Raw genomic sequence first — 16,334 nt, 5'->3', positions numbered from 1 at the left:
GAGCACGATAACGAAAAAAGCGCAGTATCCGTTTCAACCCTTTATTCATGTGCATACCCCTCCAGTTGTAAGCGCTTTATATTTTGCGCAGGATCGTTCCGTTCTGATCGTCCGAACTGCCGCATCCCTCCCCCTATCGAGACCCAAAGCCGAAGCGTCCGCACCTTATGGTATGCGCTTCCATTATCGATATATGCCGGATGCGTCGAATAAATGAACGGCGGATGTCCCGGTTATGGTTGACGAATCTGGCGCTAAGATACAATAGGCCGTCCAAGGCTTGTGGCTTAGGACTGCACTTGATCCCATAAAAAAAGCCGCGATTTACGCGGCCTTTAATAAGATCATGTTCTTGTCACCTGACAGGGAACGCTTGTTCAATAAAACAGCAGCAGGCTTTGGACGTTGTTTCTCGTCCAAAGCCTGCTGCTGTTTTTGGGTCCAGTCTATTACTTTATGTGCTTAAAGTAATGACGCAACGCAGCTCCGGCTTAGTTTGAAAAATGGCTTTCCATATTCCCGCTCACTTCAGTTCCGCTAACCAGAAGTCGGAGCAAATACCTCAAACCTCCATAACGAGTACCCGTAATCCGAACCCCGCTTCAGACCCAGCATCCGTACATATCTTGCGCTCTTGGCCGAGAACGAGATATCGTCGATCCCCCCGTCCCCGGAAGTGGTTGCGAATGCATCCGTCCAGGTCTTGGCATCATTCGACACTTGGATCTTGTAGGCTTTCGCATAGGCTGCCTCCCAGCTCAGATAAACCCGGTTCACCGTCTTGACCGCGCCGAGATCGGCATAAATCCACTCGTTGTCGGAATAGTTCGAGCCCCAGCGCGTCGCCCCGTCGCCGTCGACCGCGTTAGCGGGCGCAAGCGTTGCGACATGGGTCGAGCTGGCCGCGACTGCAGCGCCGGCGGCGAGGTTAATGCCGTACAGATGGATGTTTTCCAATCCCGCGTGGGCATTCTTCATGATGCTGACCATATCCGTGTATGGCTGATCCTGCTGATTGACGAGTCCGATATTGTAGCTTTCTCCGTCCACGCGTCCGGTAACGGCCTGATCGAAATAGGCATACCAGCCCGAGCCGACGAACAGCGGATTCTGTGCCTGGCTTTCCGCGAATGCCCGGTAGGCGACTCCCCTCTCCGCAGTACTGGTCGTCTTCGTAGGAGCGCTGATATAGGACAAACCGCGGTCGGACGAGCCGAACGAATGCTCGAGATTGAGCAGCGGCTTCCCGAAAGCTTCGTATTCGTCCATCCAGCTGCCATCCCTCGTATAACTGTCTACCGAGAAGGCATCGACATACGGCATAGCCCCCCGATCCCAATCCAAGCTCGTTCGCCAAGTGGGGACGATATTGGAGCCGAGGAACAAATGGTTCGGGTCATTCCGCTTCAGGATGTCGCGGATCATGGCGTAATACGTCTCGGATGCCAAGGTAATAAAACCGGATACGTCCGCAGCGGATACCTTGGCGATCGCGATCGGGATGTCCTTGAGCGCATTGAACGAAGCGGCGTTCGTACCGAGCAGTTTATTGACGTTAGCGAGACTGCCGTGCCGCGTGGCAAAATAATCCACGAAAGCGCCCTTCGCAGGGGAATCCGCCCCGTTCATCAGCAGTTCTTTGACGATATCGGTTGTCCAGCCGGCTTCGTTATCGTAGGTGTAGCCGATTAACCACTTGCTGGTGCGCGCGTTTTGCAGCTGCGCCTTTAGCGTACTCTCGATGATCGGCGAGGTCTGAGGGTCGAACACGTCGTACGACCATAGGATTCTTCGCAAGTTAGCAGGGTCCTGCAGCACCTGAATGTACGGAAAAGCGATGCCCTTCGGTTTGGTCCACTTGCTGAACGCGTTAAACCCCCACTGAATCAGGCGTTTGTGCGTAATATCCCCCCATTTCGCCTCGTAATCGCTGCCATACTTCTTCATTACATTCGAAACAATGAAGTTGACGTACTCGCCGTTCTCGTCCTTGGTATAAGCCGGCGCGTAGAGCGTCCGGTCGGGCAGCTGCTCGAAAATTTGCCTTGGCGTGCCGTCCGGCTTCTGCGTCGGCGTCTTGTAGCCGGCCTCCCATAAACTTGCGGCATCCACCCCTTTCAATAAGAAAGGATACCCGTCCGGCGTAATGAACCACCATTTGCCGTTGACCTGCTGCAGCCTGAAATAGCCGGTACTCTCGTATTTCCCAATACGCTTGATGCCGCCGTAAGGATCGTAGATTGCCGGATTAAAAGCGACGTTATCCAAGGCGGCGGCTTCGTCCGTATAGTTCTGACGCAGCTGGGCGTCGGAGGTGATTTTTCCCGGCCAAGCGTCGTTCATCCATTGGCCGTAACGGTCCGCCAGCAAGGCGTCCTTGTTCAGCTCGGCCTTCAGCTGCTCCGCGGTGAACGAGGGCTTCGGATTTTCCCCCGGCGTGCCGCTGCCTTGCGTAATTTCAACTTCCGTCAGAGGGATATGCTGAAAGGCTTGCGTACGCGTGATGTCCAGCACAATGAACCTGGCCGTCACGCCCGCCATCGGCACGGTGACCGTATAGTTCAGCTCGGTGCCTAGTCTGATATGCCTGGTTGCGATGTAATAACCCGTCGCCGCTTCCGGACGGTATTTGACGGTTATATCTTTGAAGCCCCAGTATTTGTTCGGTGAGTTCATCACCACACGCAATTGATCAAGGGGATAGTCCCTTAGCAAGTCGATCACCACATGCACCGTCATCGGCGATTTCGCTTTCCCCATCCAGCCTGCATAGGCGGTTGTGCCGTCATACAATACGCCTTTCGCCGCCTCCATCAGACCGGTCGATAGCAGATCCGGTGAATTGCCTCCATCCGGAGAAACACTATAGACATAATTGCCCGTTTTGAGTATCGTTCCTTCACCTCGAGCCTGACCGAATGGAATGAATGCCGCCAAGGCGGTCATTGCCATTAGGAACGCCAACACAATTCTTGCATACATCATTACTCCGTTCTTCATCCGTTCCAACCTCCTTTCTTCCTGTATCGTCCCCTGCAACGGATATGCTTAGAATTATTTAACATAATTTACCTTAAAACAGAAAAGGGTACCCTGGACCCAACGTTGCTTGAGTCCGAGGTACCCCAATGTCTTGGAAGACATGCGAATGCGAATGCGGAACAATGATGTGATTACCTGTCTGTCGTCGCAAATGAGATTATGTTTTTGTCATTTCGGAAATGGGATCAAGTTCTTCTCACCCTATCAATTGTTGCAAGCCGCCTATTCGTAGGTCTTCTTGTAGCCCAGTATTCCGGCAACCGGAGCGAGCGCCGTGAACACCGCTTTTTGAACCGCCCACGGCGGATTTACCGTGCGGATTTCGTTTTGGTATTTGAGCATCGGACGCGACATGCGAAGCAGGCTGGGCAGTCCTTTTTTGCCCAGCATGCCGTTTCTGGCAAACGCGAAATAGCATTTAAAAAAGCCGTCGATCTCGAGCGCCGGATAGAACCGCTGAATCGTATGCGCTTCCTCGGCGCTTTCATTCCAGAAATAATGCGGTACGCCGGCGGGAATCTCCAGGCTGTCCCCGGGCTTTAATATATGGGTCTTGCCGTCCACATGAAAATGAATAATGCCGGAAATCACTTCGCACGAGCTTTTTTGTTTGGGATGCACATGCTCGGGCTCTCTTTCTTGCGACGGCGGATTGAAGCTTTCGATCTCCGCCATCTTCCCGTTCGTGTCCTTCCCAGTCTTGCGGAATATCATGCGCTGCCCGCTGCGGGGATTCGTAATGTCATGTCCTGAATTTTGCATAAACCCTCCTTGTCTTGAAAAGAGATTCCAGATTCGTTCTTTAACTTTCATACTACGGGCGCGAAGCGTGGAATGTCTACCGTGGCCGATGTCGAAAAGGGTTAATTATTCGTGTTGACCGCGCAGTTGGACAACGGTCGAATGCAGCAGCGGAAAGCGGATAATAAGCGACAATAAAAAAGCCCTGGGACGAACTTCCCAGAGGCATCGTATTGAATCATATAGAGCCGCCCTGGTGAGCGGCTCTTTTTTAGGGCTGGACTCGGGGAGCGATGATTGGCTCGTTAATGATTTTCGCCAACCTCGTCCCGCTTCATATACTGCTCGATAAACAGACATAATCCATAGAGAATGGCGACGATAACGAAGATTACTACGCTACCTATGAGAATCCACATGAAATTAACCCCCCGCTAAGTAGATACAATATGTATCATAACAAATAATTCGTTTAACCGGAATCACCCCCAGTTAAATAACTTTCGCATAACGAACAGGTGTTCAGGTATGTGTACGCAAGCTGATCGTCTGATCGTCTGCCGCATATCAAGATTGAACCGATCTGCCCGCTTGCGTAACGAAAAACGGAGCAGCTGCCGTTGGCAGAATGCTCCGTTTTTCGTTTAACTATTGTATCCCGATTGAAGGGAAGGTTTATCCCAAAAATTCTCTGAACAATTTTATGGCCGCTTGCGGGTTCTCCTCCATGATCCAGTGTCCGGTTTTCTCCAGCTTCACCGTCTTTGAATTCGGTGCATGCTCTTTTAAGAACTGCTCGAGCATGCCGTAACCGGACACGCCGCCGATGCCAAGCGCGGGAACGGACAGCGGCTTGTACGTTTTCAGCGTTTCGATATCCTCCCTGAACGTCTTGTACCATTCGTTCCCGGCGCGAAGCGCGTCGGGCTGGGAATAAGCCGCGAGGTATACCTCGCGTTCCTTCTTGCTCAGTGCATCCTTGGTGTAGCCCATATAATCGTAAATCCAATTATAGACGAGATCCAGCTGTTTGCCCTGCAGTATCTGCTCCGACAAGCCTGGGATGGTATTGACGGCAAACCACCAGTAGAACTTCGCGCGTTCGGGGTTAGTCTCGTCGTATACGCCCGGCGGCGGCAAAATCGGGATTTTTAAAAAGTTATCGTTCGGATGGGAAGCATCCAACAGCACGACTTTCTTCGTGGCCTTCGGGTAGTTGGCTGCATATGCGTAAGCGATCGTCGCTCCGATATCATGTCCGGCGATGTTGATGCTCTTATAGCCGAGCGATTTGGCCAATTCATAGATATCCTCTGCCATCGTCTTCTTGTCATAGCCCGACTGAGGCTTGTCCGAACTGCCCATGCCCCGGTATTCCACGACATAGACATGGTAATGCTTGGCCAACTCCGGCATCATTTTGCGGAACGAATACCAGGTTACAGGCCAACCCGGAAGAAGAAACAGTGGCTCGCCCTTCCCGCCTTCGACGTAGTGCAGCTTGACGCCGTTCGCTTCCTTGTAGCCGTTTTTGAAGCCCGGAAGCTCTTTGACGAGCTCCTCGTCGGAATACGGCTTATCGTTGTCGGCTGTTGGCTTGCCTGCAGCGGTTAATGCCACTGCCTTTAGATTGATTTCGGCAGCGCGCTCGCCGTCTTGTTGGTTGCCGTTGCCGTTTCGCGCGCAGGCCTGAAGCAGCATAAGTGAGGCGATCAGCAGTATTACGGTGCATTTGACCGTCCATCTCGATTGGTTCCTGAACATCGCATTCCCTCCTTTATACATTCATCATGCATGCTCTTGCGCTTGACTCACATCGGCTATCATTTCCCTTATCTTGCAACGTATGCGAAGCATTGCAACAACCTCGGCCCTTAAGGTTTCGCTCGTTCTTGCACCTTGATCTTACCAAGAATGAGCGGAGTGCCAAATCTGTTAAATGTCATGAATATGCAAAAAAAAAGCATCGCCCTCGGTCATTGCGCATGACATGCGCAATGCCAAAAGTAATGCTTCCCGTTTTTCTTGATGCGCTTGGGCTATACAACCCTAACCCTAAAGAACGATACCTTTTTATGCTGATATTTATGAATTTCAATTTGCACTTGAACCTTCCAGTCGCGGAGGCTGCGCATATGGCGTCCATCAGCCGCCGGTCTCTACCTGCCGCAAATACTTATGCCCGGCATTCAACACTTCAATGATGCGGTCGACATCATACACGCTGCCACGCCACGTGCCGCCGCTTGCTGCTTGCAGCGCCGCCCAGAGCCGAGTGTCGTCGGGCAGTTGAGGATCCGGCTTCAGCTCCGGATGAGAATCGCGCGCGGCAAGAATGGCGGCTCCTTCCTCCGGATTGAATCGTTCCTCGTCTTGTCCGATAAAGTTGAGACTGCCTTCAAGCCGATTGAGATCGATCTTCACTTCGATCAGATCACCGTCGCGAAGCTTGCCGATTGGCCCTCCCGCAAGTGCTTCCGGACCGATATGCCCGATACACGCTCCCGTAGATACGCCAGAAAACCGTGCATCTGTAAGCAAGGTGACATATTTGCCAAATGGCAGGTACTTTAGCGAAGAAGTCAGTTGGTACGTCTCTTCCATGCCGGTACCGGACGGTCCTCTTCCGATGAGTACCATGATGTCCCCTTCAACGATATGTCCGTCTTTAATCGCTTTGACCGCCGATTTTTCCGTCGTGAACACCTTCGCGCGTCCGGTATGACCGTACACGCCGTCTTCGCCGACAACATCAGGGTCAATCGCCGTCGACTTGATGACAGAGCCCTCCGGAGCAATATTGCCTACCGGGAATGTCACCGTCGATGTAAGCCCGCGGCTCTTCGCCTTGGTGGGACTCATAATAACGTCATCGGGGTTAATACCGTCCGTTTCCTTGAGATGCCGCCGAATGTGATGGCGACGCTCCGACGACTCCCACCAATCGAGCAGGACGCCGAGGTTTTCACCCGCGACGGTCTTGACCGATTCGTCAAGCAGCCCCAGCTTTCGTAAGTGCAGCATGACCTCTGGCACGCCGCCGGCCATGAACACGCGCACCGTAGGATGATATTCCGGTCCATTCGGCAGCACGCTGACGAGGCGCGGAACGGCTTTATTGATCCGGTTCCAATCCGCCACATCGGGCACATGGCATTTTGCCGCATGGGCAACTGCCGGAATATGCAACAGTAAGTTAGTCGAGCCGCCGAATGCCGCATGCACGACCATTGCATTCTGGATCGCCGCATCCGTCAATATATCGCGCATCCGAATACGTTTGGACTGCATCCAATAAATCGCTCTTGCAGATTGTCTCGCTATATTTTTCCATAGCTCCTGTCCGGAGGGAGCCAACGCGGAATGAGGCAGTGACATGCCAAGCGCTTCGGCAACGACCTGTGCGGTTGCCGCCGTCCCGAGAAACTGGCAGCCACCGCCTGGCGTCGCGCACGTGCGGCAGCCCATATCCGCCGCTTCCTGCAGCGAAATTTGGCCTTGCGCATAACGGGCTCCGATCGTCTGAATCTTGGCTGAATCCTCTCCGTTTGTCGGAGGCAGCGTCACGCCGCCGGGAACAATAATGCCCGGCAAATCGTGGATTCCCGCCAACGCGATCATCGTGGCGGGAAGTCCCTTGTCGCATGTGGCGATACCGATTACCCCGCTCCGCGTCGGCAAGGAGCGAACAAGGCGCCGATACACGATGGCGGCGTCGTTCCGGTAGGGCAGCGAATCGAACATGCCGGTCGTCCCTTGCGAGCGGCCGTCGCAGGGATCGCTGATGTAGCCTGCGAAAGGAACGCCGCCGAGCTTCGTTATTTCCAGCGCCGCTTCCTTCGTCAACAGGCCAACTTCCCAGTGGCCGGTATGATAGCCGAGCGCGATCGGCGTGCCGTCTTCGGCCCTCAGCCCGCCTTGCGTGCTAAGGATGAGCACCTGCTTGCCGTTCAACTGATCCGGCTTCCACCCCATTCCGACATTCTGGCTCAAACCGAACAAATCGCCGCTCGGCCAATGAAGCAGCATGTCGCTCGTCAGAGGAAGCGAGCCCTCCGGACCCTCCGCATGGGTTTGCAAGTTGTAACTCTCCGGATCTTCCTGCCCCATGATATACGTTAATGCGTCACTCATCGCTTATCTCACCTCTTACGTCACATTATCTCCAGCAGACAATGGTCTCGCCGGATAAGGCATCCGACTGCGGACCGCACAAAAACATGATGATATTGGACATATCCTCCGGCTGAGCGATCTGCTGCAAGCGCGAGAGATCCTCTTGTCCGGAAACGGTACGGGTAGCGAGGAATCGTGCCGTATAGGTCGCCGTTGGCGAAATACAATTGACGTTGACGTCAAACGGGCGGAGCTGCTCCGCTAAGCTGCGGGTGTATTGGGAAATCCCCATCTTCGCCGCGGCGTAAATAATACCTTCCCGCACCGGGACATGTCCGGCGACCGAACCTACGTTGACGATTTTACCTGAACGGCGCTCGCGCATATGCAGACCTGCGAACTTGCACGCAAACATCGTTGACAGCAGGTTGCGTTCCACGACCGAGCGGATGTCATCCACGGAGATATCGAGCGCGTCGTTCGGGTCCGGACGGGGCGTATTCAGGCCGATATCGCCGCCGGCGTTATTGATTAAAATATCAAGTGATCCGAATGTCTCGATCGATTGATCGATCAACGCCTTCACTTGTTCCGAATCGGACATATCCGCCGTTATGAAATGGCTCTTAACGCCATATTGCTCAGCAATCTCGACCGCCACTGCGCTACCCGAAGCCGCCTCGTTAAAGCGAGCCGCGGCCTCTTCATTGATATCATGAATAATGACATTCGCGCCTGCGCGAGCCAAGTCAATCGCGTATTGTTTACCAAGACCTCTGCTAGAACCGGTTACAAGCGCATTTTTACCGCGTAAGTCCATTGTTACCATCGGAATCACCTCTTGGAATATTTCCTTCGGCCGGGTTAGCCGAATCCATGACTTCCTGGAATGAATGCAGAATGGTTGGCGCTGCATCGTGCCCCGAAAGCAATTAACGCAATGCAGCAGCGGATACGTACACGAATCGCTCGAACCGAGCCAATACATGACTCTTCTGCATAGGATGACGATCGTACAGATAGTCGATAAAATAACCGGGGCGTTCTGAATTTCCTGCGAACATATCGTAATGAAGCGGGATGACGGTATCGAAGCCGGCTGCGACCGAGAGCTCAGCCGCTTCTCTATAATTCATGTTGCCGACGATATTCATCGCATTGCGGAACGTGTCGCGTCCGTTGATCGGCACCATGCCGAGGTCGATCGATTCGGCTTGCAGCGCTTCGATCAGTCCGGGATATACGGTCGTGTCTCCGGCGTGATACATCGTAACGCCGTTGAGTTCCACGACGTAACCGACGAACCGGTGGTCCAACTCATCGTCGTATTCCAACTCTTCATGGGCTGAGGGCAGCGGCTTGATGCGGAATCCCGGCCCATTCCACCACTCGTTCGTACGCGCCGAGATCAGTTTCTCCGATTGAACCCCGAATCGCAGCATCGATTCCCGGCAATATCCGGGTGCCATATACACCGGATGGCTGTGAGCTTCTGCCAAAGCGGAAATGGTGTCCGGATCCATATGGTCCATATGGTCATGAGTAATTAAAACATACTGGGCGTTCGTCATCTGCCCAGGCTTTAGCGGCGGCTCAAATGCCCGATAAGCCGATGGAGTCAAATACGGATCGATGTAAATGACGGTATCCGCCCCTTTGACCACAACGCTGCACTGACCGAGAAACCAAATCGCGAGCATACCGAACGGTACGCGGGTATGGTCGATCTCTTGGATCAGTTCTTCCCCGAGCCGGTTGTATCGTTTATCTGTCATAAGCCGAGCCCCCATTGTCGCGTAGTTTGTCCGTCATAGGCCGATCCCTCCGCTGATGTGCAGCTCGGTGCCAGTCACTTGGCTTGATTCACCGGACAATAAGAAGACCGCTCCGTACGCGATATCTTCAGGCGTTTGCATGCGGCCGGAAGGAATAACCGATGACGCCTTCTTCTGCAGATCGTCCGGACTGATGCCCATGTCTTGATGAAGTTCGATTTCGCCCTCAGAGGCCACCCAACCGACGGTAATCCAGTTCGAACGTATATGGTTGCTGCCGTAATGGCCTGCGATGTGGCGGTTTAAGGTGCGCATGGCTCCTTTGGAACAAGCGTATGCGGCTAATTCTTTCCCGCCTTTGTAGCCGTTCGTCGAGCCCATATGGACGATGGAACCTCCTCCGGTTTCCAGCATCGATTGAATCGCGTACATGGAACAGAAGAAAGAGCCTTTCATATTGACGGCAAAAATCGCATCAAACATTTCCTCGGACGTATCCACCATCGAGCCTCTTGGGAAAATGCCGGCGTTGTTGACAAGACCGTCGACTCTGCCGAACTTGTTGACCGTTTCATCGATCAGCTGCTTGCATGCCGCTTCTCGGCTGATGTCTCCTTTGACAAACAACGCCTCTACGCTGTGGACATCCAGTATCTCCTGTACAACTTTGGCGCCGTCCTCTGCATTCCTTCCCCCCACCACAACCGAAGCACCTTCTTGGGCGCACATCAAAGCGATTCCCTTACCGATCCCCTTCGTTCCGCCCGTTATCACTATGACCTTGCCATTAAGCCGGCCTCCCATGTCGATCCCTCCTTCCCGTGCCTCACGTTCCGCCAAGCAACTAACCTCTAATTTCCGATATGGATACCCAGCGCCCTGTCTGGGCTGATTTCTCAACGGCTTCCAGCACCATTTGATTGTTAAGGCCGTCCTCGAAATCAGGCGTCGGATTTTTGCCATTCGCAATGCTGTTCATCAGTTCGGCTAACAGATTGATAAAGGTATGCTCATAGCCGATAATATGGGCAGGCGGCCAATACGCTCCCGCATAGGGATGAATTTCTTCCTGGCAATTAATGGAGCGGAACCCTTGCGATCCAATCTCATCATCTGCTGAATAAAATTCCAGCGTGTTCATTTGCTCCATATCCCAACGGATCGAGCCCTTCGTACCGTTGATCTCGAAGCGGTTTCCGTTGCGGTTGCCGCCGGCAAAACGCGTAGCTTCAAATACCCCGACAGCCCCGTTTTCGAAGCGGGCCATAAATATAGACGCATCGTCTACGTCGACTTTGCCGAGTTCTCCTCCCTTCACGCTGGCACTTAAGCCGCCGCTCATTTCTCCGATCGGGCGTTCCTTGATGAAGGTTTCCATCATTCCGTTCACTTCCTTGAACTCGCCTACCAGAAACCGGGCAAGATCAAGTGAATGGGCGGCAAGATCCCCAAGCGCGCCAGAACCGCACACTTCTTTTTTCAAACGCCATACGAGCGGGAAGTTAGGGTCTATGATCCAGTCTTGCAAGTAATTCGCTCTAATGTGATAGATGCTGCCTAGTTTTCCTTCATCGATCAGCTTCTTCGCATATTGAATAGCCGGTACAAAGCGGTAGTTATGGCAAATCATATGAATAACCCCGGCTTCGTTAACCGCCTCCAGCATTTGTTTGGCTTCCTCCACGCTCATCGCAAGCGGCTTCTCGCAAAGGATATGTTTGCCGGCTTGAGCGGCGGCAATGGCAATTTCGGCATGGGCGTTATTCGGGGCACCGATATCGATCAAGTCAATGTCGTCTCGTTCGATCAGCTTGCGCCAATCGGTTTCGTACGATGCCCAACCCAGCTTCTGAGCTGCCGCCTTCACGCCTTCCTCGTCTCGTCCGCAAATCGCCTGCATCACCGGAACGCCGTCGCAGTCAAAAAAGAACGGCACGTCCCTGTATGCGTGGGAATGGGCCTTGCCCATGAATTTATAGCCAATCATGCCAACCCGGATTTGTTTTTTGCTCATTGTCCTATATCCTCCTTGATTTTCATCGTAATAGAAGCCCACTGAGCTTGGGGAACCACGTCAACAACCGCTTTAATTGTCATCTTGCCAAAATCAATGTCCGGTACGTCCTCGATAGACAACCGATTCGTTTGGAGCATGTCCAGCATGCCTGGATAATGGCTCTCGATGTCGTGAAGACGATCAATCGCGGTCTTAAAATCGTGATATGATGCATTGACGGAGCCAATGATGCATTTATTTTTCATGACCATTTCCCGATACGTAAAATCGCTTGGCAAATCGAGACTGCCGCTGCCGGGAGTAACGCCGAGAAGCGCGAGAATGCCGTTATTGTTCAATAGGGGAATCGCTTCGAAACCGAGAGGCGCGTGACCGCTGCATTCCCAGATCATGTCAAACTTTTCGTCTAATTCTTTCGTGTATGCGGTTAAACCGGAATAGAATGGGTCTTCGTCGGAGGATACAGCTTCCTGGTAAATTGCTCCGATGGAGCGGATGATGTCCGCGTTCAAGCTTTCAGCGTCCGATTTGGACCAAACGTAAGTGTCAAGGCCGAGAACTCTGCATGTCATCGCCGCCAAAATGCCCAAAGGCCCGGAACCTATAACTAGCACCGTCTGAGGCTGCCACATCATTCGCTGTTGAATCTGTAACGTTTGCGTATATACTTTTTCCACGATGCTTTGCGGTTCGATTAATACCCCGTACGGCAAGCACTTCTCAGGAACTTTAATGACATAGTTCATATGCTCTACGATATACTCGCACAGGTACCCGTCTGCACGATTTATGCCCCGTTCCACATAACGGCCCGTTTGGCAAAAGTCCTGCTGCCCGTTGCGGCAATTGACGCAAGCTTCTTCGCCGCACGGTCTTCTTACGAGGGCCGTAACGAGATCGCCGCAGGTTAGTCCGGACTCAGGTCCGGCTTCCTCAACAACGCCTAATAACTCGTGACCGATCACCATTTCCGATCTGCCTTCGGGGTATCGAGCATAGTTGTCTACGATGATTTCCCGGTCCGTTCCGTCTAGTCCGACGCAAAGCACCTGAATTAATACGTCTTGCGGACTGGTCAATTTCGGCTTTGGCATATCCACGAGCGACACTGTCGCCAGACTCTCCCCGCCGCTGATCGTGATCGCTTTCAAAATTATCGCTCCTTATCCAAATATTCAGAAATTTTTTTTGATAAAGATGACGGATTCATGCATCTCGTCTAACCCGTTCACTCCAATATTGTAAGTGCTTACAAAAATGCTTGTATACATTTATACAATTATTGGATAGCAATGATGCCTCTTTTGAAATGAAAAGGATGTCATTCTATACTTCCACAGTTGAACTGAATATCCTGCCTGTATCCCTATACTTCGTAGAGCTTGGGATTAAGCAGTAATTAGTAATTTTCACAAAGAAAAAGACCATGGCTATTGTTAGCCACAGTCTCTTATATCAATCGATTTTTCAATTACGAGCGCTCAGGTGTACGGTCATGATTACGACTTCTCAGTCCGGCTAAACCGATTAAACCTAATAGGCCTAACCAGCCCCAATCGAAATCGTTGTCATCGTTAACTGCATTAGCGCGATAATTCCCTCCTGCAGTTGAGGTCGCATTGTAGCTATTCATTGAACGATCGTCATAAGACTGGTTGCCCTGGGTAGCAGGTGCGTTCATGCTGTTTACATGATTTGAGCCCGCAGCGCTTATGATTCCGGCACCCAGCATTAATACAAAGCAGCTTAGCAGTGAAAACATCAATAGAAATTTAACTTTCCTCATGGAGTCAACTCCTCGGCAGTTTGTAATTCTGCTTTGGTTTTCCCCCTAAGGAATTTAAATATACGTTCCGCATAGCCGTTATCTTCTTTTAAACATAAAAGGCAAAAAGACGAAAGGAACAAATAGGAAAAAAGGAAAACCAAACATATTGCCAATCAAATAAAACAATCCGCTGACCAGGATGGTAACAACCAAACTAAATAAACAACCTTTACCGGACATATTGCTGAAAAAGAACACCTTGTCCCTCTCCTTTTAGAGCGGCATAAGTCAAAGCAAGCAAGATGATTCCTTCACTCTACCCTGTGCTTGTCATAATACAATACAAAAACGACCAGCTACAACGGATTTTGTAGACGGTCGTTAAATAGCTGCAACTCTTAGTAGTCAAGGATTGTTTGTATGCTGCACATTTTGCAGTTTCTGCGATGGTTTGCCTTTGCCTGTCTCCGCGTTTTTTCGTTGCTTGGCTTGTGTCTCATTGAACTTTTTCACAAATTCATTCGTGGATTCCATGCACCTTCACCTCGCTTTGTATTTGCATCTTGCAAAGGACAACTGGCCGTCATTAAAAACTGAACAGTGTCTTGTTGAGCAAATTGCACTGTTTTTTGCTGCATTTGCTTATATTGCGCGACTTGCTTGTCTTATTCTTTCTGCAGCACAGGCGATGAGGCATTATACAAATTGGCCTGTTTCAAGCTCGCCTTCTTTTTCCTTTGAAATCAGTTCATAACTTTCCTCAACGCATTGATTTTTATTCTTATTCGCAATCTTCATACTTGCATAAATCCGCGCGATAGGCGGGTTTCAACCCTTCCGTTAATAATAACGTCAGAAGCATTCCCATGATTAACTTCAAGCAATCACTCATTCCCACAATCAGGCTCGCTATCAAGTGAAAATGAAATAACGCGCACCGATTGTTTATTGATGCGCGCTGTCAGTATTTACTTATTCAATTGACTCGCGTATGGCCTAGCGGGTGCGTATAACCTCAAAACGGTCATCCTTGCGCACCAGATCCGCATCCATCACCGGGCTATCGTTTCTCGGTAAAATGGACCGATTCCCCTTGGACATCCGACTGTTGAACCAGAGTCGGAACTTTAGATTGAGCGGCAGCGCGCACAGTTCGGCTCATCTGATACATTCTCTCGGCGAAGGCGCTAATTCGTGTCTCCTTCTCGCCCGCAACCGTAGAATAGAAAGTATCGTTGATAGGAGACAGCCATTTTTCCGGAATATTGCGGACCCCAGCCATAACGCCCGCTATACAGCCGGCAGTTGCGCCAGAACTATCGCTGTCCCATCCCTGCATTACCTGCATGCAGATGATTTGCTCAAAATCGACGTTGCCGTATTCGTCGACGCCATGTACAAGGGCATTGACGATTGCCGCGCTTTCATTAAACGTTCCGTTAAACCCGAGATACCCCCACTTATCATTAATCTTCTCGTAAACTTTCAACCAATCCGGTTCGGAGATAGACCATTCCAGAACTTCTCTCATGCATTCCGCATACCTGGAATTTTGAGGCAACTGATCAATGCCGGCTTGAACGACTTTGACGGGGTCCTGTTCGTGGAAGGCAGCAGCAATCGCCGCGGCGGTCCACATTTCCGCGTATAGTCCCGTTTTCCCGTGAGTTAATCTTCCGTCGCGCCAAGCCATTTCGGCAGCCGCTTCCATTCTGCCCGGATTCACGAGTCCGAAGGAGTCGCCGCGGATCATTGCGCCGATAAGCTCTTCGCCGTCGTTAAACAACGCAACGAAATCATCCCATTCCTTGCCTTCGGGAAGCGTATTTCTGTAATCCCACCACAAGCATGAAAGTAAGCACATCCGTGAATGTTCCGGCCCCCAGTTCCAACCATAAGGCATATTTTCTCTCCACAGATAAGCCATATCCTGCGTTTTAAATTGCGGTCCGAAATGCTCCAGAACCATCAGTCCGAAAATCATGTAGTTTAAATCGTCGTCTGGCTGCACGTATTTGACATGGCCTTTCGTGCTTTCGATACAATCCCTGCGAAGCGGCCGGGTTTGGCTCGGACTGTACGCCGGGGCAAAATCCCGCAGCGGCCAAGCATCGGCGCCTTCCAAGTAGCTGCGAATGTCTGCCAGCGTCATAGCAGATTCGAAAGGCTTGCCTAAAATGCAACCGAGCATCCGTCCATAGACGCCGCCGTATACTTTATCCCGAATCTCTATTTCGTTAATGTATAAGGGCAGGCTATCCTCTCGCTCTTGTGGTCTTGCCGTTTGAATGCCCCGGATATCGTTAGGCTCCTCATAAGTAAAATCTGCTCGCATCGGTACGTCAACGATTGACTTGGCAAACGCGAGCAAAGCATCGTAACTGTCCGGCACGCTCTCCAACGACTCGTAAAGATTTGAGATATCATGACCTTGCGTCTCTAGCATCGCAATTCGCCCCGAGCATGTTTTGCGTAATTCATGATATGGAATTATCATACAGTTTAAACCCCTCACCATTGAATTGTTGGCATGATATAACGAATGAAAAGCTGTTATGAATGAATTGTACTAATAACATCCGTAAACTAATATATCCCGAATAAATCGACATTTAACACTTCTACAGGTTACCTAATAAGGCCGACTCCATTGACTTCACTGTAATCATGATTGATTTGCCTACGGCTTATGCCCTTAAGTTAAACGGAAAATGGAGCAGCTGCCGCCGGCAACTGCTCCAAAATGCTTTCAACCAATGTTCTTCGTTAGAATTCCTGTAAAACGAATAATTTGGCGTTTGAACAAAAACGAGCGCCTCGGTACGATGGGGTTACGCACGAGGTCAAAAGCCTCAAAAAGCCCATCAGGAGGTCG

General features: G+C 51.3%; 12 protein-coding genes. All 12 read right to left on the bottom strand.

Going from position 1 to position 16,334, the window contains the following annotated elements; translation table 11 throughout:
- Positions 1-537: 537 nt before the first annotated feature.
- The 12 genes from AC0YNU_RS00060 to AC0YNU_RS00005 all read right to left on the bottom strand — a co-directional run bounded on the left by AC0YNU_RS00060 (position 538) and on the right by AC0YNU_RS00005 (position 15,794).
- The gene (locus AC0YNU_RS00060; RefSeq protein ID WP_475752274.1) at positions 538-3,000 is read right to left on the bottom strand and encodes a discoidin domain-containing protein; all 2,463 of its coding nucleotides are present in this window, start codon (positions 2,998-3,000) and stop codon (positions 538-540) included.
- 264 nt (positions 3,001-3,264) lie between these two features.
- Positions 3,265-3,804, bottom strand: coding sequence for a cupin domain-containing protein (locus AC0YNU_RS00055; RefSeq protein WP_475752273.1), 540 nt, complete (start codon positions 3,802-3,804; stop codon positions 3,265-3,267).
- Positions 3,805-4,458: 654 nt separating this feature from the next.
- Positions 4,459-5,547, bottom strand: coding sequence for an alpha/beta fold hydrolase (locus tag AC0YNU_RS00050; RefSeq protein ID WP_475752272.1), 1,089 nt, complete (start codon positions 5,545-5,547; stop codon positions 4,459-4,461).
- A 381-nt stretch (positions 5,548-5,928) separates the two neighbouring features.
- On the bottom strand, positions 5,929-7,917 hold the full coding sequence (locus tag AC0YNU_RS00045; RefSeq protein WP_475752271.1) for a YjhG/YagF family D-xylonate dehydratase: 1,989 nt from the start codon (positions 7,915-7,917) through the stop codon (positions 5,929-5,931).
- A 25-nt stretch (positions 7,918-7,942) separates the two neighbouring features.
- Entirely contained in the window at positions 7,943-8,728 is a 786-nt protein-coding gene (locus AC0YNU_RS00040) for an SDR family NAD(P)-dependent oxidoreductase (protein WP_475752270.1), read from the bottom strand.
- 103 nt (positions 8,729-8,831) lie between these two features.
- Entirely contained in the window at positions 8,832-9,674 is an 843-nt protein-coding gene (locus AC0YNU_RS00035) for an MBL fold metallo-hydrolase (RefSeq protein WP_475752269.1), read from the bottom strand.
- Between the two features lie 33 nt (positions 9,675-9,707).
- Positions 9,708-10,478 carry an SDR family NAD(P)-dependent oxidoreductase gene (locus AC0YNU_RS00030; RefSeq protein WP_475752268.1) on the bottom strand — a complete coding sequence of 257 codons (771 nt, stop codon included), beginning with the start codon at positions 10,476-10,478 and terminating at the stop codon, positions 9,708-9,710.
- Positions 10,479-10,518: 40 nt separating this feature from the next.
- Positions 10,519-11,688 carry a Gfo/Idh/MocA family protein gene (locus AC0YNU_RS00025; RefSeq protein WP_475752267.1) on the bottom strand — a complete coding sequence of 390 codons (1,170 nt, stop codon included), beginning with the start codon at positions 11,686-11,688 and terminating at the stop codon, positions 10,519-10,521.
- Entirely contained in the window at positions 11,685-12,842 is a 1,158-nt protein-coding gene (locus AC0YNU_RS00020; RefSeq protein WP_475752266.1) for a glucose 1-dehydrogenase, read from the bottom strand. Before AC0YNU_RS00020 ends, AC0YNU_RS00025 begins: the two co-directional genes overlap by 4 nt.
- Positions 12,843-13,162: 320 nt before the next feature.
- Entirely contained in the window at positions 13,163-13,477 is a 315-nt protein-coding gene (locus AC0YNU_RS00015) for a WGxxGxxG family protein (RefSeq protein ID WP_475752265.1), read from the bottom strand.
- A gap of 387 nt (positions 13,478-13,864) precedes the next feature.
- On the bottom strand, positions 13,865-13,993 hold the full coding sequence (locus AC0YNU_RS00010; protein WP_475752264.1) for a DUF4023 family protein: 129 nt from the start codon (positions 13,991-13,993) through the stop codon (positions 13,865-13,867).
- Between the two features lie 526 nt (positions 13,994-14,519).
- Positions 14,520-15,794 (bottom strand): ADP-ribosylglycohydrolase family protein, encoded by a 1,275-nt coding sequence (locus AC0YNU_RS00005; RefSeq protein ID WP_475753892.1) that lies wholly within the window; start codon positions 15,792-15,794, stop codon positions 14,520-14,522.
- Between the last annotated feature and the right edge of the window lie 540 nt (positions 15,795-16,334).

Source organism: Paenibacillus sp. J31P316 (assembly GCF_056269105.1).
Note: the sequence above shows the minus strand (reverse complement) of the source record. Positions and strands in the feature narration are given on the sequence as shown.